The 17,257-nt window shown below is 60.9% G+C and carries 18 protein-coding genes; 16 read left to right on the top strand and 2 right to left on the bottom strand.

Annotation, left to right across the window (positions count from 1 at the left end):
• Window positions 1-13: 13 nt before the first annotated feature.
• The 4 genes from cobA to cbiB are packed head-to-tail and all read left to right on the top strand — an operon-like array spanning window position 14 to window position 4,141.
• Complete coding sequence (gene cobA, locus LQ231_RS13350; RefSeq protein WP_230173345.1) at window positions 14-868, top strand: uroporphyrinogen-III C-methyltransferase; 855 nt, start codon at window positions 14-16, stop codon at window positions 866-868.
• Window positions 865-2,169: a cobyrinate a,c-diamide synthase gene (locus tag LQ231_RS13345; protein WP_230171678.1), complete on the top strand. Its 1,305-nt coding sequence runs from the start codon at window positions 865-867 to the stop codon at window positions 2,167-2,169. Before cobA ends, LQ231_RS13345 begins: the two co-directional genes overlap by 4 nt.
• Window positions 2,166-3,170 carry a threonine-phosphate decarboxylase CobD gene (cobD, locus tag LQ231_RS13340; RefSeq protein WP_230171677.1) on the top strand — a complete coding sequence of 335 codons (1,005 nt, stop codon included), beginning with the start codon at window positions 2,166-2,168 and terminating at the stop codon, window positions 3,168-3,170. Before LQ231_RS13345 ends, cobD begins: the two co-directional genes overlap by 4 nt.
• Window positions 3,167-4,141: an adenosylcobinamide-phosphate synthase CbiB gene (gene cbiB / locus LQ231_RS13335; protein WP_230171676.1), complete on the top strand. Its 975-nt coding sequence runs from the start codon at window positions 3,167-3,169 to the stop codon at window positions 4,139-4,141. The genes cobD and cbiB overlap by 4 nt, the downstream gene beginning before the upstream one ends.
• An 18-nt stretch (window positions 4,142-4,159) precedes the next feature.
• On the opposite strand, the gene LQ231_RS13330 is transcribed toward cbiB, so the two are convergent.
• Window positions 4,160-4,885: a Crp/Fnr family transcriptional regulator gene (locus LQ231_RS13330; protein WP_230173343.1), complete on the bottom strand. Its 726-nt coding sequence runs from the start codon at window positions 4,883-4,885 to the stop codon at window positions 4,160-4,162.
• A 188-nt stretch (window positions 4,886-5,073) separates the two neighbouring features.
• On the opposite strand from LQ231_RS13330, the gene hemN reads away from it, so the two are divergent.
• From hemN to LQ231_RS13290, 8 genes are all read left to right on the top strand, one after another.
• Window positions 5,074-6,423 carry an oxygen-independent coproporphyrinogen III oxidase gene (gene hemN, locus LQ231_RS13325; RefSeq protein ID WP_230171675.1) on the top strand — a complete coding sequence of 450 codons (1,350 nt, stop codon included), beginning with the start codon at window positions 5,074-5,076 and terminating at the stop codon, window positions 6,421-6,423.
• Between the two features lie 105 nt (window positions 6,424-6,528).
• Complete coding sequence (locus tag LQ231_RS13320; RefSeq protein ID WP_027675812.1) at window positions 6,529-6,807, top strand: acyl carrier protein; 279 nt, start codon at window positions 6,529-6,531, stop codon at window positions 6,805-6,807.
• Window positions 6,808-6,831: 24 nt separating this feature from the next.
• On the top strand, window positions 6,832-7,305 hold the full coding sequence (locus tag LQ231_RS13315) for a 3-hydroxyacyl-ACP dehydratase FabZ family protein (protein WP_230171674.1): 474 nt from the start codon (window positions 6,832-6,834) through the stop codon (window positions 7,303-7,305).
• 103 nt (window positions 7,306-7,408) lie between these two features.
• On the top strand, window positions 7,409-8,611 hold the full coding sequence (locus tag LQ231_RS13310; RefSeq protein WP_230171673.1) for a beta-ketoacyl-ACP synthase: 1,203 nt from the start codon (window positions 7,409-7,411) through the stop codon (window positions 8,609-8,611).
• A gap of 13 nt (window positions 8,612-8,624) precedes the next feature.
• Complete coding sequence (locus tag LQ231_RS13305; protein WP_113141492.1) at window positions 8,625-9,914, top strand: beta-ketoacyl-ACP synthase; 1,290 nt, start codon at window positions 8,625-8,627, stop codon at window positions 9,912-9,914.
• 57 nt (window positions 9,915-9,971) lie between these two features.
• The gene (locus tag LQ231_RS13300; protein ID WP_113141491.1) at window positions 9,972-11,000 is read left to right on the top strand and encodes a zinc-binding dehydrogenase; all 1,029 of its coding nucleotides are present in this window, start codon (window positions 9,972-9,974) and stop codon (window positions 10,998-11,000) included.
• 4 nt (window positions 11,001-11,004) lie between these two features.
• Complete coding sequence (locus tag LQ231_RS13295) at window positions 11,005-11,934, top strand: lipid A biosynthesis lauroyl acyltransferase (protein WP_230171672.1); 930 nt, start codon at window positions 11,005-11,007, stop codon at window positions 11,932-11,934.
• Window positions 11,935-12,114: 180 nt separating this feature from the next.
• Window positions 12,115-12,861, top strand: coding sequence for a PAS domain-containing protein (locus tag LQ231_RS13290; protein ID WP_113141489.1), 747 nt, complete (start codon window positions 12,115-12,117; stop codon window positions 12,859-12,861).
• Window positions 12,862-12,932: 71 nt separating this feature from the next.
• Here LQ231_RS13290 and LQ231_RS13285 read toward each other — a convergent pair whose 3' ends face one another.
• A complete protein-coding gene (locus LQ231_RS13285; protein WP_230171671.1) occupies window positions 12,933-13,457 on the bottom strand; it encodes a hemerythrin domain-containing protein in 525 nt (174 codons plus the stop codon).
• A 258-nt stretch (window positions 13,458-13,715) separates the two neighbouring features.
• Here LQ231_RS13285 and ccoN point away from each other — a divergent pair, with 258 nt between their 5' ends.
• Genes ccoN through ccoP form a run of 4 tightly spaced genes read left to right on the top strand, consistent with a single transcriptional unit; the run spans window position 13,716 to window position 17,126 of the window.
• Window positions 13,716-15,350 carry a cytochrome-c oxidase, cbb3-type subunit I gene (ccoN, locus tag LQ231_RS13280; RefSeq protein WP_230171670.1) on the top strand — a complete coding sequence of 545 codons (1,635 nt, stop codon included), beginning with the start codon at window positions 13,716-13,718 and terminating at the stop codon, window positions 15,348-15,350.
• Between the two features lie 14 nt (window positions 15,351-15,364).
• Window positions 15,365-16,096 carry a cytochrome-c oxidase, cbb3-type subunit II gene (ccoO, locus tag LQ231_RS13275; protein WP_230171669.1) on the top strand — a complete coding sequence of 244 codons (732 nt, stop codon included), beginning with the start codon at window positions 15,365-15,367 and terminating at the stop codon, window positions 16,094-16,096.
• A gap of 10 nt (window positions 16,097-16,106) precedes the next feature.
• Complete coding sequence (locus tag LQ231_RS13270) at window positions 16,107-16,259, top strand: cbb3-type cytochrome c oxidase subunit 3 (RefSeq protein WP_113141486.1); 153 nt, start codon at window positions 16,107-16,109, stop codon at window positions 16,257-16,259.
• Between the two features lie 3 nt (window positions 16,260-16,262).
• On the top strand, window positions 16,263-17,126 hold the full coding sequence (ccoP, locus tag LQ231_RS13265; protein WP_230171668.1) for a cytochrome-c oxidase, cbb3-type subunit III: 864 nt from the start codon (window positions 16,263-16,265) through the stop codon (window positions 17,124-17,126).
• Window positions 17,127-17,257 lie beyond the last annotated feature (131 nt).

Raw genomic sequence — 17,257 nt, 5'->3', positions numbered from 1 at the left:
ATAGACCATGAGCATGAGTGACACGACGCATCTTTCCCTGCCATCGAGCCTGCCGGCGATCCAGCCGGGCCATGTCTGGCTGGCCGGTGCGGGGCCGGGCGATCCTGGACTTTTGACGCTTCTGGCGGCCAAGGCGCTGAGCGAAGCGGATGTCATCGTGCATGACGCGCTCGTCAACGACGAATGCCTGAAGCTCGCCCGCAGCGGTGCCATGCTCGAATATGCCGGAAAGCGCGGCGGCAAGCCGTCGGCCAAGCAGCGCGACATTTCGCTGCGGCTTGTCGAACTGGCGAAATCCGGTCTGCGCGTGCTGCGCCTGAAAGGCGGTGATCCGTTCGTCTTCGGCCGGGGCGGCGAGGAGGCCCTCACATTGATCGAGCATGGCGTGCCGTTCCGCATCGTACCGGGCATTACCGCCGGTATCGGCGGGCTGGCCTATGCCGGCATCCCGGTGACCCATCGCGAGATCAACCATGCAGTCACGTTCCTGACCGGGCATGATTCGTCCGGCGTCGTTCCCGACCGGATCGACTGGGATGCGATCGGTCGCGGTTCGCCGGTCATCGTCATGTATATGGCGATGAAACACATGGGCCAGATTGCCGCCAACCTGATTGCTGCCGGTCGGTCTGTCGATGAACCTGTTGCCTTCGTTTGCGATGCGGCCACGCCGGCGCAGACGGTTCTCGAAACAACGCTCGGCCGGGCCGAAGCCGATATGCTCTCGGCCGGTATCGTGCCGCCTGCGATCGTCGTCGTCGGCGAAGTTGTGCGGCTGCGTGCCTCGCTCGATTGGCTTGGAGCCCTGGACGGCCGGGTGCTGCAGCCCGACCCATTCGCCGTGCAGGAGAGGAAAGACCGGGCATGAGCGGTCTGATGATCGCAGCCCCTGCGTCCGGGTCCGGCAAGACGGTGGTGACGCTCGGCCTGATGCGGGCGCTGAAGCGTCGTGGATTGCAGCTTGCGCCCGGCAAGGCCGGGCCGGACTATATCGATCCGGCATTTCATTCGGCCGCCAGCGGCGAGACCTGTTTCAATTTCGATCCCTGGGCCATGCGGCCGGAATTCCTGCTCGCACAGGCCGAGAGTCATGGCAGTGGCCGTCTGTTGCTGATCGAGGCGATGATGGGCCTGTTCGACGGTGCGGCCGACGGTTCCGGATCGGCAGGCGACCTTGCGGCACTGCTCGGGCTTCCGGTGGTGCTGGTGGTCGACTGCGCCAAGACGTCGCAATCTGTGGCGGCACTGGTCTCCGGTTTTGTCTCTTACCACGCCGATGTCCGTGTGGCCGGCGTCATTCTCAATCGGGTCGGCAGCGACCGTCACGAGGCGATGCTGCGCACCGCGCTCGACGCAATCGAGGTGCTCGTGCTGGGTGCGATCCGCAGTGATACCGCGCTCGCGCTGCCCGAGCGCCATCTCGGCCTGGTGCAGGCAGGCGAACATGCCGCACTCGAAAGCTTTGTCGCACATGCGGCCGATGTGATGGAGCGCTGCTGCGATCTCGATCGTCTCGTGGCTCTGGCCGGCAGCCATGTTTTTTCGTCCGGAGCACCTGTCGTCTCGTCGATCGCCCCCATTGGCCAACATGTCGCCATTGCCCGGGACATGGCGTTTGCCTTTTCTTATGCCCACATGATCGAAGGGTGGCGCGGGCAGGGCTGTCAGGTCAGCTTCTTCTCGCCCTTGGCCAATGAGGCGCCGTCGGCTGACGCCGATGCGGTTTATCTGCCCGGCGGCTATCCGGAACTGCATGCGGGCACGTTGGCACATGCCTCCGGCTTCAGGACCGGCATGTTAAGTGCCGCCCAGCGTGGTGCGCTGATCTATGGCGAATGTGGTGGCTACATGGTCCTCGGCGATGCGCTGATTGACGGTGAAGGGAACTCGCATGCCATGCTCGGGCTGCTGCCGCTGGTGACAAGCTATGCCGCTCGCAAGCGCCATCTCGGCTATCGACGCCTGACATCGCTTCAACCGGATCTGTTTTCTCAACCTTTGACCGCGCATGAATTTCACTATTCGACCGTGGTATCAGAGGGTGATGCCGATCGCTTGTTCACGGCTGAGGATGCCCTGGGAGAAAAGCTCGGCGAAGTCGGTCTCCGGCGCGGCAATGTGTTCGGCTCCTACATGCATCTGGTCGATATCGCGGAGACCGGTGCATGAGCGGCTCGATCCAGCATGGCGGCGGTCTGGCCGCCGCGGCTGCCATCTATGGTGGAGAGCCGAAGGACTGGCTCGATCTGTCGACCGGCATCAATCCGTGCCCGCCGCCTCTGCCGGCGATCCCCGATCGGTCCTGGCACCGGTTGCCGGATCGCGAGTTGGAACTTGCTGCGGGCGCCGTGGCCCGTAAATTTTACGCATCCGGCGACCGGCTGCCTTTGCCTGTTCCAGGCACGCAATCGGCCATCCAGCTCCTGCCACGCCTTGTCGCGCCATCGCGGCGGGTTGCGATCTTTGCGCCGACCTATGGCGAATATCGCCGAGCCTTTGAACTTGCCGGCTTTGCCGTCGATGCGGTCACGTCGATCGATGAAATCGATGCGCGTCATGGTCTTGTGGTTGTCGTCAATCCCAACAATCCCGACGGCCGCTTGTATACGCGAGAGCAGCTTTCGCTGCTGGTCGAAAACCTGCGACAGAGTGATGGAATTCTGGTGGTGGACGAAGCATTCGGCGAAATGTGCCCCGATAGCAGCATGGCTGGCATATGCGATCCGAACCTCATCGTCTTCCGCTCCTTCGGCAAGTTCTTCGGCATGGCCGGGATCCGGCTCGGTTTTGTCATCGCGGACGAGAGCATCACCGGGCGTTTTGCCGAGTGGCTGGGTCCCTGGTCCGTATCCGGCCCGGCACTCAGTATCGCCACGCAACTCTTTGCGGCAGATCGGCAAAGGATCGCCGATCAGATTGCCGCGCGCCGCGCCGGGCTCGACAGCATCCTGTCGGCGCATGGTTTGACAATCCGCGGTACCGTCGGGCTGTTTGCGCTGGTCGAGGACGAGCAGGCGGCGGATCTGCACGCTCATCTTTGCCGACACCACATCCTGACCCGCAAATTCGACTATGCCCGGAACTGGCTGCGTTTCGGTCTTGCACCGGACGGGGATTCTGATCTTCGCTTGAGCACGGTACTGGATCTGTGGCGGGCGGGCTCAGCATGATGCACCTGCTTACACTGTGCCTGGCGATCGTGCTTGATCGGGTGATAGGCGATCCGCCAGTTCTGTGGTCGCGCCTGCCGCATCCGGTGGTCCTGTTCGGTGCCGGGATCAGTTTTCTGGAAAAACATCTGAACAATGCACGCTTCACGCCGGAAGGTCGGCGTCTGAACGGTGTGCTGTCGATCGTGCTGCTGCTGTCTGTTTCGGTATTGGCGGGAGCTTCGCTATCCTGGCTGTTTGACAGTCTCGGAGCCGTCGGTCTCGCCTGCGAAGCCATTGTGGCTGCCGTGTTCATTGCCCAGAAAAGCCTTGGTGATCATGTTCAAGCCGTTGCCCGCGGGTTGAAACAGGATGGAATCGAAGGTGGACGGCAAGCGGTGTCGATGATCGTCGGGCGTGATCCGAAGACACTCGACGGTCCGGGTGTCTGCCGGGCGGCAATCGAGAGCCTGTCGGAGAATTTTGCCGATGGCGTCGTGGCGCCGGTCTTCTGGTATGCGGTCGCCGGTCTGCCCGGGATCCTGGCCTACAAGATGCTGAACACAGCCGATTCTATGATCGGCCACAAGAACGAGCGCTATGTCGATTTCGGTTGGGCTTCCGCGCGGCTGGACGATCTGGCCAACTGGCCGGCGGCGCGGATCTCGGCGGTGCTGCTTGCGCTTGCGGCCTGGTTGCGCCTGGGCCGTAATGCAGGCCGGATGTCGCTTTCGGCGGCGCTGCGCGATCACGGGCTGCATCGCTCGCCCAATTCCGGCTGGCCGGAGGCGGCGATGGCGGGTGCGCTTGATCTGCAACTGGCCGGGCCACGCATCTATGGGGGCGTGCGTGTCAGCGAGCCGATGATGCATGCCGCCGGTCGCGACGATGCCAGCTATCAGGACATCGTCACAGGCGTGCGCGTCTTTTACACGGCCTGCGGTCTGCTTCTTGCTATCACGGTGCTGCTCGCTCTCGTGGTCGGGCTGTAGTGCCGGACCGCGCTTGCCTCAATCAATACCGGCGGCGTCGCGAAGGCGCTCGGTATTGGGCACGATGACATGGCGGTTGTTCTCGATGACGATGGTGCCGTCCTTGCGTAGCTTGGTCATCTGGCGGCTGACCGTCTCTATGGTGAGGCCAAGGAAGTCAGCGATATCGGCGCGCGACAGCGGCAGGTCGAAGGTTGAGGTGTCGACCGTTTCCGGGTCGATGTGGGTGGCGATCAGGTAGAGGAAACTCGCGACCTTTTCCTGGGCCGTCTTGCGGCCGAGTGTCAGCATCCAGTCACGCGCCTCATCGAGTTCCTTCAGCGCTTGGCCGTGAAGCATGCGTTCCATGTCCGGGACTTCGCCGACCATGCGATCGATGATGTGGCGGGGGAAGGTGCAGATTTCCGTATCGGTCGCGGCTTCGGCTGTGATCGAGCTTTCGCCCTGGAACGGTCTGCCGAGAAAATCCGGGGCAAATTGCAGGCCAACGATCTGCTGGCGCCCGTCGGCCATCATCTTCGACAGCTTGATGACGCCTTTCAGGATATTGCCGTAACTACCGACCGGCTCGCCCTGGCCGATTATCTCGTTGCCGGCCTCGACGCGCCTGCGAATGGAGTGGCGGTTGAGTTCCACCATCTGCGCGGCAGACAGGACCGAGCAGAGGCCACCCTGGCGGGCTTCGCAGTTCCGGCAGACGGTTGGGGCTTCACAATCGGGCCGTGGTTTTTGGAATGCGTCCATCATCATGCCGCCTGTAAATACCCTTGGTCCTACGTCTTAGACCGTTCGCGCCGCGGTGCTCGACCGAAAAACTTCCGTTCAACTCTAGGCGGAATAATCGGTTTGCGACTTGATCGAAGTCAAAGGAAGCGCGATTTGCGGCAGTTATCCTTGGCTAAAATCAAGTCGATGCGGAGCCTCAACTCGCCATGCAAAACAGCCTTCTCTTCCGTTATTCCGGTGCGGTCCCACGCTATACGAGCTATCCGACAGCGCCACATTTTCATGAGGGGATCGACTGTGGCATTTATGCGCAGTGGCTGAGCTCTTTGTCGGGGCAAGAGGATCTGTCTCTCTATATCCATATTCCCTATTGCGACCGGCTGTGCTGGTTCTGTGCCTGTCACACGAAACATACGCTGAAATATGAGCCGATCTCGACCTATCTCGAATCGCTGACGAAAGAGATCGCCAAGGTCGGCGCGCTAGTCTCCGGCGAGGCCAAGGTGTCGGCGGTGCATTTCGGCGGCGGATCGCCGACCATGGTCAGACCCGAAGATCTGATTTCGCTGATGGATTGCCTGAAAGCTGCGTTCAGCTTCGGCGAACGCTTCGAGATCAGCGTCGAGATGGACCCGAACGATCTCGATGACAGTCGCTATGATGCGCTGGCTCAGATCGGCATGACGCGGGCAAGCCTTGGCGTGCAGGATTTCGACCCGCTCGTGCAGGCGACGATCAACCGGCTGCAATCCTTCGAGCAGACGAAGTCCGTTGTCGATGCGGTCCGGGCGCGGGGCGTGCATTCGGTCAATTGCGACATTCTCTATGGGCTGCCGCATCAGACCCTGGAAACGCTTGGCCGGACCGTTGACGATATCCTGTCGCTGGCGCCGGATCGTATCGCGCTGTTCGGCTATGCCCATGTGCCGTGGATGAAGAAACACCAGACCATGATTCCCGAGGTAGCGCTGCCGGGCCTCGAGGAACGCTTCGCGCAGATGACCATGGCATCCGAAATGCTGCTGGCCGCAGGTTACGAGGCGATCGGCATCGACCACTTCGCCCTGCCGGGTGACAGCCTGGCGGTTGCTGCGCGGGAAGGGCGGCTGCGCCGCAATTTCCAGGGCTATACCGATGACGGGGCCAAGGCGCTGATCGGGCTCGGCGCCTCGTCTATCGGGCAATTGCCGCAGGGTTATGTGCAGAACATGCCGGCAACCGGCGAATATCAACGGATGACCGATAGCGGCGGTCTTGCCGCCGTCCGTGGTATCGCCGTATCGGACGAGGACCGCATGCGCGCCCGGGTGATCGAGGAAATCATGTGCCGCTTCGCCGTGTCGTTTTCCGGGTTGAGAACAGATTTCGGCCATCTTGCCGAAACGGTGATCGCCGAGGCCCGGCAGTTCGCGGGGAACAATCGGGACGGGATATGTGAGATCGCCGGGGATGAATTCCGGCTGACCGAAACCGGCCGGCCCTTTGCCCGCACGGTTGCCGCTGTGTTCGACAGCTACCTTTCCAATGGCAAGGGACGCCATTCGATTGCTGTTTAGGCAACACTTCGGTGGCAAATTTCATCCTGTCTTAAAACGGCCATTGGCTTTTAAGACTGTTTTCCCTATGTGGAACACAGAATTTAAGACATATGAGGTACGAGCGTGACCGCTACATTCGACAAAGTTGCCGACATCATTGCTGACACCAGCGAAATCGATCGCGAGACGATCACGCCGGAAAGCCACACGATCGACGATCTCGGCATCGACAGCCTGGACTTCCTCGACATCGTCTTTGCGATCGACAAAGAATTCGGCATCAAGATCCCGCTCGAGCAGTGGACCCAGGAAGTCAACGAGGGCAAGGTCTCGACCGAGGAATACTTCGTTCTGAAGAACCTCTGTGCCAAGATCGACGAACTCAAGGCTGCCAAGGGCTGATCCGCTCAAACGGCGGAGATCGTCATGCTGCTTGAATATTTCCAGATGATTGACAAGGTCGAGAGCGTGGATCTCGGCCTTGGACGTTTGAAGGCCCGCTCGGTCGTGCCGATGGAAAGCCCCGTGTTCGAGGGTCATTTCCCCGGCATGCCGTTGGTGCCCGGCGTCCTGTTGATCGAGACCATGGCCCAGGCATCCGGCCTGCTGGTGCTCGCGGCCAAGGATTTCGCGGCGATGCCGTTCCTGATGGCCGTCGATGGCGCCAAGATGCGGACCTTTGTCGAGCCCGGCGCCGTGCTCGACATCGAGGCAGACCTCGAACATGACGGTTCCGGCTTTGCCGTGACCAAGGCGCGCATTACCTCGGAGGGCAAGAAGGTTTGCGATGCCCAGCTGAAGCTGCGTACCATGCCCTTCAGCGAAATTCCGCTGGCGCCGATCGTGCGCAAGCGCGCCGAGGATATCGGCCTGATCGATGCGATTGCGGCAGCCCGCTGAGGGCTGCTCGTGCCTTCCGGCGCAATCGCCTATTGACCTTCGGGCGCGGATCGGGAAAACCCAGCTTTTGACGCTGGCCGTGGGGCCTGCGAGAGGATTGCATATGGTCAAGAATCCGAATGATGTGGTGATCACCGGCATTGGCATTGTGACATGCCATGGAACCGGCAAGGAACCACATATCGCCCTCTTGTCGTCGTCCAAGGCGCCCGATCCGGTGCTCGAGACGGACAAGTTCAAACCCTATGTCGTGCATCCGTTGCCGGAGATCGACTGGTCGGCCCAGATCGGCCGCAAGGATCAGCGGCAGATGGAAAACTGGCAGCGCCTCGGCGTGTTCGCCGCGGGTCTCGCGCTCGACGATGCCGGCATGAAGGATGACGTCGAAGCCTGTGGCTCGATGGATCTGATCGTCGCAGCTGGTGGCGGCGAACGTGACATCGCCGTCGACAGCCTGATCGTCGATGAGGCCCTGAAGCGCAATGATCGCGAAAAGCTGCTGATCGAAAAGCTGACGACCGAACTGCGTCCGACGCTGTTTCTGGCGCAGTTGTCCAATCTGCTCGCCGGCAATATCTCGATCGTGCACAAGGTCACTGGTTCGTCGCGCACGTTCATGGGCGAAGAATCGGCCGGGATTTCGGCCATCGAAACCGCGTATTCGCGGATCAAGGCCGGTCAGTCGACCCATACCCTGGTCGGCGGCGCCTTCATTTCGGAACGCCCTGACATCCTGCTTCTGGTCGAGGGTATTCGTGCCCACCAGACTGGCCCATGGCAACCACTGTGGTCGCGTGACGGCACGGACGGTGGCGGCATGATCCTTGGCACAGTCGGCGCTTTCCTGGTGCTCGAATCGCGCGAACACGCCGAGGCCCGCGGCGCTCACATCTATTGTGTTCTGGATGCTGTGGAAGGCGACCGGGGCAATCGTGATGATGGACGTTTCGAGCAACGGCTCTCCGGTATCACACCGGAGGCTGACGCTCTCGATGCAGCGGACACGATCGTGTTCTCCGGCGCATCCGGCATGGCCGATCTGTCGAAGCGCGAAAAGGCAACCCTGGAAGCCCGTTTCGGCGCGGTTCCCGTACGCGGCTATGCCGGCTCCATCGGTCATTCGCTCGAAGCGCAATTCCCGGTTGGACTGGCGCTTGCTGCCCTGTCGATCGACAGCGGTGCGATCGTGCCGGTCTTCGACGAGAGCAACGAGGCCAAGCAGGCAAAGCCTGCCCGGCACGCGGTCGTGACGACCGTCGGCTACGTGCGCGGCGAAGGTCTTGCCGTTCTTTCGGCAGATGCTTGAGGAGACTGGATCCATGACTGACAACCGTTTCACGGACCACCTTGGACGCCCGATCATCGCCGTCACCGGCATGGGCGTCATCACCTCGCTTGGCCAGGGGCTTTCCGACAACTGGTCGGCGCTGACCTCGGGCAAGTCGGGGATCCACAGGATCAAGCGCTTTGATACCGAAGGCATGTCAACCCGCATTGCCGGGACCGTGGACTTCCTGGAAGTGCCGGCCCCCAATTCCGTCGAGCGGTCCTACGCGATGGCACGCGAAACCACGATCGAGGCTCTGGCGCAGGCCGGTATCGATGGCGACTTCAATGGACCGCTGTTTCTCGCGGCCCCTCCGGTCGAACCCGAATGGCATGACCGTTTTGCGCTCGCCGACCGCGCACCACCGGCCTCCGAGCCGGGCGATGCCTATGTGCGTTTCCTCGCCGCCATGCGCGCCAAGCCTGATCCGGTGTTTCTCGAAGCTGTCCAGTTCGGGGCGATCTCGGAGCGTCTGGCCGACAGGTTCGGCACGCGCGGACTGCCGGTTACCTTGTCGACCGCCTGTGCCTCGGGGGCTACCGCCATCCAGTTGGGCGTCGAAGCCATTCGCCGGGGCCGCACCACCCGTGCACTGACTGTTGCGACCGATGGTTCGATCAGCCCGGAATCGGTGGTGCGTTTCGCATTGCTGTCGGCGCTGTCGACCCAGAACGATCCGCCAGAAAAGGCATCCAAGCCGTTCAGCAAGGAACGCGATGGTTTTGTGATTGCCGAAGGCGCAGCCACGCTGGTGCTGGAATCGCTGGAAGCAGCGATTGCACGCGGCGCCAGGGTCCTCGGCATCATGAAGGGTTGTGGCGAAAAGGCCGATCACTTCCATCGTACACGCTCGTCGCCTGACGGTGGCCCGGCGATTGCCACGATGAAGGCGGCACTTGCCGATGCGGGTCTGTCGGAAGCGCAGGTTGGCTATATCAACGCCCATGGTACATCGACGCCGGAAAACGACAAGATGGAATACGGCGCGATGCTGTCGGTCTTCGGCGATCGCCTCAAGGATGGCATCCCGTGCTCGTCGAACAAGTCGATGATTGGCCACACGCTCACGGCTGCCGGTGCGGTCGAGGCGGTGTTCTCGATCCAGACCATGCTGACCGGCACACTGCCGCCGACGATCAACTACACCAATCCCGATCCGTCGATCGTGCTGGATGTGGTGCCGAACGCGAAGCGAGACGCCGATGTTTCGGCGGTTGCGTCGAACTCGTTTGGCTTCGGTGGCCAGAACGCAAGCCTTGTCATGACGCGGGAACCGGCGTAATCCGCCTCGCAACACTGGTAGACCTGAACTAACGCCCGCCGGGCGGGGAAAAATCCTATGCGCGCATTGCAACTCGTCGAAGACCGCAAGCTTGAAATCGTCGATCTGCCGGAGCCCGATGCACCCGGTCCGGGCGAGGTGACCCTTCGCGTCAAGGCTGTGGCGCTGAACCACATCGATGTCTGGGGCTGGCGCGGCATGGCGTTTGCCAAGCGCAAGATGCCGCTGGTGATCGGTGCGGAAGCCTCAGGTGTCGTCGAGGCGATCGGCCCGGGTGTCGGCAACATCCTACCGGGACAGCTTGCAGCCATCTATGGCGCGCGGACTTGCGGCCTGTGCAAGCCATGCCGCGAAGGCCGTGACAACCTGTGCGAAAACGTCAGCGGCGTGCACGGTTTCCATCTCGACGGCTTTGCCCAGGAAAAGATCAACCTTCCGGCTCGCCTGCTGGTTCCGGCCCCTCCGGGCGTTGATGCCATTGGCGCAGCGCTTGCCCCTGTCACTTTCGGGACCGTCGAACACATGCTGTTCGACAATGCCAAGCTTGAGCCGGGCGAAACGATCCTCATCCATGCCGGCGGTTCGGGTATCGGGACTGCTGCCATCCAGCTGGCGAAGAAGATCGGCTGCACGGTCATCACCACCGTCGGTTCCGACGACAAGATCGAGCCGGCCAAGGCGCTGGGTGCCGATCATGTCATCAACTACCGCAAGGACCGCTTCGAAGGTGTCGTGCGCAAGCTGACCAAGAAGAAGGGTGTCGATGTCGTCTTCGAACATGTCGGCAAGGATACGTTCGCAGCGTCGATGTTCTGCCTGAAGCGCGGTGGTCGTCTGGTCACCTGCGGCTCGACATCGGGTGTATCCACCGACGTCAACCTGATGATGCTGTTCCAGCAACAGCTGAAACTTCTCGGCTCCTTCGGTTGCCGGATGGAGAACATGGCGGACGCCATGCAGAAGATGGCGCGCGGCCTGGTGCATCCGGTGATCGATACACAGGTCAGCTTCGACGATATCGACAAGGCACTTGCCCGCATGGAAGGTCGCCAGGTGTTCGGCAAAATCCTCCTGAAGATGGATTGATCCATTGCGGATGATCATCACCCGCATCGTGCTCGCCCTGCGCAAGCTGTCCCAGTGGATGGTTGCGCAGGCGGCGTTCGGCTTTCTCAGCATGCTCAAGGTGCTTCCGGCCGATGCGGCGATCGATTTTGCCGATCGACTGATGCGCTGGATCGGGCCGAAGACGCGCCGGCACACGCTGATGATGGTCAATCTTCGCAACGCGTTTCCGGAAAAACCCCAGGCCGAGCGTGAGGCAATTGCGCTCGCCAGTTGGGGCCATATGGGTCGGCTTGCGGCCGAATATGTCTTTCTCGACCAGCTGTTCGACTACGACCCGGATAGACCGGGTGAGGGGCGGATCGAGGTGTCGGGCGTGCCGATCTTCATGGAGCTGCGCAATCAGCCGCGGCCGTTCATCGTCTTTACCGCGCATACGGCGAATTTTGAACTGCTGCCTGTCGCAGGGGCGGCATTCGGCCTTATGGTGACGGTGCTGTTCCGGCCGCCGAACAATCCGTATATCGCGGAAAAAGTGTTCGAGTTTCGCCGCAAGCGCATGGGCAAGCTGGTTCCCTCGCATGCGGGGTCATCCTTTGCCCTGGCGCGCCAGCTGGAGCAGGGCGGTGGCGTGGGCGTGCTCGTCGACCAGAAATTCCAGCGCGGCGTGCAGACGCAGTTCTTCAACAATCCGGTTCAGACCAATCCGCTTCTGGCCAAGCTTGCCCGGCAGTTCGGTTGCGACATCTATCCGGCGCGCTGCATTCGTCTGCCCGGCAATCGGTTCCGGCTGGAGATCGAGCCGAAGATTGATCTCCCCCATAATGACAAGGGTCAACTGGACGTCGCTGCAACCGCGCAGGTGTTGAACGACAAGGTCGAATCCTGGGTCCGGGAGCATCCGGAGCAATGGCTCTGGTATCATGATCGCTGGAACATAAAACACACGATCTGAAGCAGTTGGCGCGGTTTGACCGTGTCTGCGACATCCCTGATATGCCGTAACATTTTTTGGGCTAGCGAGTGAACGCTACGCCCAGAGATTGAAGATGATGCAACCTCATGTTATCGCTCAAATTGGAGTGAATGTGACTTGGTGGCTTGCCCATGTCACACGAGTAAATGAGGTGATTGCATGTCTTCAGGTCCATCGCGTGACGGGAATCTGCTTCCGTTGTTCGAAGCTGTCACATTGAAGAACGTCCAGTTGCAGCAAGCCATTCGCAGCGGCAACGACCGTCTGGTTGCGGTGCTTGATCGCGAGCTTGATCCCCTGATCTGCGAAATGGTGGCTTATCGCGCCAGTGAACCTGAGGAAATCTATCTTCAGCTTCAACTGCTCACCAAGCTGCTGCGCGAGGATGCCGATGATCGCTCCTGCGTTCTGCGCCATACCGCTTTGATGTCCATCCTGATCGAGCGCTATTTTGGGCCGCGTGGTCTGGCAAAGCCGACTGGCGAGGCGGTGGCCTCCATGCTCGAGGCAAAGCCTTATGCTTCGTTTGGCGACGACGACATGCTGAACGAGGTGATCCTCAACAGTCTTCCCGATCGCGTCGCCGTGGTCACCCGGGATTATCGCTACCTGTTTGCCAATCCGGCCATGGCTGACATGCTGCGCATGCGCCCGATCGAAATGATCGGCCGCAGCGTTTTCGAGCTTGGTCTGCAACCGGAGGCATTTACGTCGATGCGCGACGCGCTCGATCATGCATTCCGTGGTGAAAGTGGAGATTTTGCCAGCCGCTTTATCGGCGGCAACCATATGGTTTCAGCGTTTTACGGGCGGTTTGCGCCCTTGCGCAGCAGCCACGGCGCGATCAATGGCGCTGTATTGTCGTTCAGCGAGAGTAACGTGAGCGTCAACAATCTCGCGGCCTGAGCTTTCCGGCGTGCCCGCAGATCGATGGAAAACGCCCGGGAGGCTGAGCGCATCGATTTAGCACGCGGCGTTCAGTTTACATCGAAACCGCGCGCCCGGTCGCTGGCGCCGGCCAGAAGATGTTCACGCTCGAACGCAATGTGTCGACGTATGCCTTCGAAGAATCCTCGCAGCATATAGCCGACTGCCTCCATGTTCACGGTATCGCCTGCGCCCAGCTTGAGCAGGGCATCGGTCAGTTCTTCGGCAAAACACTGATCTTCGAAATGTTCGAATTTCAAACGCTCGAGCGTCTCAGCGAGATGTTCCGGTGGGTTTTCGCTTGAGCGCAGTTGCGGGAACAGCACCGTCTCCTCGTAGTGATGCGCAGCCTTGACCAGCGGGCCAAGCGCCTTCGCCGCATAGATGCACTTTTGCCGATTGATGCTGGAGGGCAGGGAATCGGCAATCTCCTCGAGGTCGCTGCACAGTGCCAACTGTTCACCATGCGAGTGCCGCAGCCAAGCGGCGCAACTGTCGCCGCCCTCTGTGCGATTGGGGTTGCCGCCGTGGAACTCGTCTGTTGCGGACAGATATGTGGTGGTTTTCGCTTGCATGTCGATCATCTCCAACGCGCCGTCCCTGGCGGGCTTGCCGTGCCTGTCACCGCAGATCCAGACCTCCCCGATCACACCGCTGACAGGCTGCTTCCTCCGGTGTGATGTCGAGGTTGACCAATCCGACGGGAGATTGCCTTGACCTGGATCAAGGTGGGTTTGCCCCGTCAATGCGATGTCTGCAGTCGATGCGGGAGGATTCTCCGTCTGGTGATGGCACCCGCACGTGAATCAGCAAGCCGTTGGGGGATTCCAACAATGAATTATACGATAGAAACCATGGGGATGGCATTGCTCGCCTTCGCCGCGCTGCTCGGGGTGGCTTTTGCCCATGACAGCCTGTTTGCCGCCCATATGTGGGTTGCTTTCTTCGTGCTGGCGGGCGGCACGATCATCATGTTGCGACGGATGAAGTTTGCCCCGACGAATGGGGCCGTCGCGGCCCCTTCCGCGCCAAAGTCCGAATATTTCGATGAGGTCGTGCGCTACGGCGTGATCGCCACGGTCTTCTGGGGCGTGGTCGGGTTCCTGGTCGGCGTCGTTGCGGCGCTGCAACTGGCCTATCCGGACCTCAACATCGAGCCGTGGTTCAATTTCGGCCGGGTCCGCCCGCTGCATACCTCGGCCGTCATCTTCGCCTTCGGCGGCAATGCGCTGATCGCCACCTCTTTCCATGTGGTACAGCGCACGTCGCGGGCACGCCTGTTTGGCGGCAATCTCGGCTGGTTCGTCTTCTGGGGCTACCAGTTCTTCATCGTCATGGCCGCAACAGGTTATTTGCTGGGCATTACCCAGGGACGAGAATATGCCGAGCCGGAATGGTATGTCGATCTCTGGCTGACCGTCGTTTGGGTCGCCTATCTGATTACCTTCCTCGGAACGCTGCTGACCCGCAAGGAGAGCCACATCTACGTGGCCAACTGGTTCTACCTGGCCTTCATCGTGACGATCGCGATGCTGCATATCGTCAACAACCTGGCGATGCCGGTCTCGATCCTCGGCGTGAAGAGCTATTCGGCCTTCTCCGGCGTGCAGGATGCCCTAACGCAGTGGTGGTACGGCCACAATGCGGTCGGCTTTTTCCTGACGGCCGGCTTCCTCGGCATGATGTATTATTTCGTGCCGAAGCAGGCCAACCGTCCGGTCTATTCCTACCGCCTGTCGATCATCCACTTCTGGGCGCTGATCTTCATGTATATCTGGGCCGGCCCACACCACCTGCACTACACGGCGCTTCCGGACTGGGCCCAGACGCTCGGCATGGTGTTCTCGATCATGCTGTGGATGCCGTCCTGGGGCGGCATGATCAACGGCCTGATGACGCTGTCGGGCGCCTGGGACAAGATCCGCACAGACCCGATCATCCGCATGATGGTGATTGCCATCGCCTTCTACGGCATGTCGACCTTCGAAGGCCCGATGATGTCGATCAAGGCGGTCAACTCGCTCAGCCACTATACCGAATGGACCATCGGCCACGTTCACTCCGGTGCGCTCGGCTGGGTCGGCATGATCACGTTCGGCGCCATCTACTACCTGACGCCGAAACTGTGGAACCGCAACCGGCTGTACTCGATGCGCCTGGTCAACTGGCACTTCTGGCTCGCCACGCTCGGCATCGTCGTCTACGCCGCCGTTCTGTGGGTTGCCGGCATCCAGCAGGGTCTGATGTGGCGCGAATACGATAGCCAAGGCTTTCTGGTCTATTCCTTCGCCGAATCGGTTGCTGCCATGCATCCCTATTTCGTGCTGCGTGCCATCGGCGGTGCCATGTATCTGCTCGGTTCGCTGATCATGGCCTACAACGTCCTGATGACCATCCTCGGCTACGAGCGACAGGAAGCACCGATCCCCGGATCCGTCATTCCTGCTGCCGCGCAGCCGGCTGAATAAGAAGGAAGGCTCATATGTCTATTCTTGATAAACACGTCATCTTCGAGAAGAACGGGAGCCTTCTTCTCCTCGGTTCGCTGCTGGTGGTCACCATCGGCGGGATCGTGGAAATCGCGCCGCTGTTCTACCTCGAAAACACGATCGAAAAGGTCGAAGGCATGCGGCCCTATACGCCGCTGGAACTGGCCGGTCGCAACATCTACATCCGCGAGGGCTGCTACGTCTGTCACAGCCAGATGATCCGCCCGTTCAAGGACGAGGTCGAGCGCTACGGACATTATTCGCTGGCGGCGGAATCGATGTACGACCATCCGTTCCAGTGGGGCTCGAAGCGGACCGGGCCGGATCTGGCTCGGGTCGGAGACCGCTATTCCAACGAATGGCACGTCCAGCACCTGAACGAACCGCGCGACGTCGTGCCGGAATCGGTCATGCCGAGCTACTCCTATCTGAAGACCACGGTGCTCAAGGTGCCGGATGTCGGCATGGAACTGGTCGCCAATCGTCGGGTTGGGGTTCCCTATTCCGACGAGATGGTTGAGCAGGCATCCGCTGACCTCGCGGCCCAGGCGGATCCGAATGCCGACACAGAGGCACTTCTGGCCCGTTATCCAAAGGCCAAGGTCGGCGATTTCGACGGCGATCCGGCCCGGTTGACGGAGATGGACGCACTTGTCGCCTATCTCCAGATGCTCGGCACGCTGGTCGACTTTTCCACCTATGACGACGCAACCGGTTATCGCTGAGGAGGGCATCATGGAAACCTATACGGCTCTGCGCCACTTCGCCGACAGCTGGGGGCTGCTCGCCATGGCCCTGTATTTCGTGGGCGTCGTCCTCTTCACCATGCGTCCGGGCGCCAAGCGGCTGGCGGAAGAAGCCGCCAGCATCCCTCTCAAGGAGGATTGAACAATGGTAGAAAAACACATTGACGAAATCAGTGGCGTCGAAACCACTGGCCATGAATGGGACGGCATCCGGGAACTGAACAATCCCATGCCGCGCTGGTGGGTCTATACTTTCTACGCAACCATCATCTGGGCCATCGGCTACATGGTCGCCTATCCGGCGATCCCGATGCTGACCGGGGCGACCAAAGGTCTGCTCGGCTATTCGAGCCGGGCCGAGGTCGCGGCCGAACTGACCAGCGCAAAGGCTGCCCAGTCGGTCTATCTCGACAAGATCACCACGCTGCCGTTGAACGAGATCGTCGCCGATCCGGGCTTGGCACAGTTTGCGGTTGCCGGTGGTGCTGCGGCCTTCAAGGTCAACTGTGCCCCTTGCCACGGATCGGGGGCTGCCGGTGGTGCCGGCTATCCGAACCTGAACGATGACGACTGGCTGTGGGGCGGCGATCTGGAATCGCTGCACACCACCATAGCCCACGGCATTCGCTACGATGGCGATGCCGATACCCGGATCTCCGAGATGCCGGCTTTTGCCGAGATCATCGAGCCCGAACAGGTGAAGCAGGTTGCCGCCTATGTCGTCAGCCTGACCGGCACGCCGTCCAATCCGGCACTGGTTGAACCCGGTCGTCAGGTGTTTGTCGACAATTGCGCAGCCTGCCATGGCGAGGATGCCAAGGGTCTGCGGGATTTCGGTGCCCCGAACCTTGCCGATGCCATCTGGCTGAAGGCGGGTACGGAAGCGGGGATCATCGCCCAGATCAATGCGCCCAAGCACGGCGTCATGCCCGGCTGGGGGACACGTCTGGGTGACGCAACCGTCAAGCAGCTGACCGTCTATGTGCATTCGCTGGGCGGCGGCGAATAACGGTGTGACCGAACGACACAAGTCTGTTGCAAGACTGGCCGCATCCCCGGATGCGGCCATTTTTCTGCGCCTCCCTGGCTCGAACAGAGCCAGCCCAATGCCTTGCGACGCTTCGCCGCTGCTTGACTTAA

Origin of the sequence: Rhizobium sp. CECT 9324, assembly GCF_918741265.1 — a bacterium.
Taxonomy (GTDB): Bacteria; Pseudomonadota; Alphaproteobacteria; order Rhizobiales; family Rhizobiaceae; genus Allorhizobium.
The sequence above is the reverse complement of the archived record's forward strand: the minus strand, read 5'-3'. Positions and strand labels throughout refer to the sequence as shown.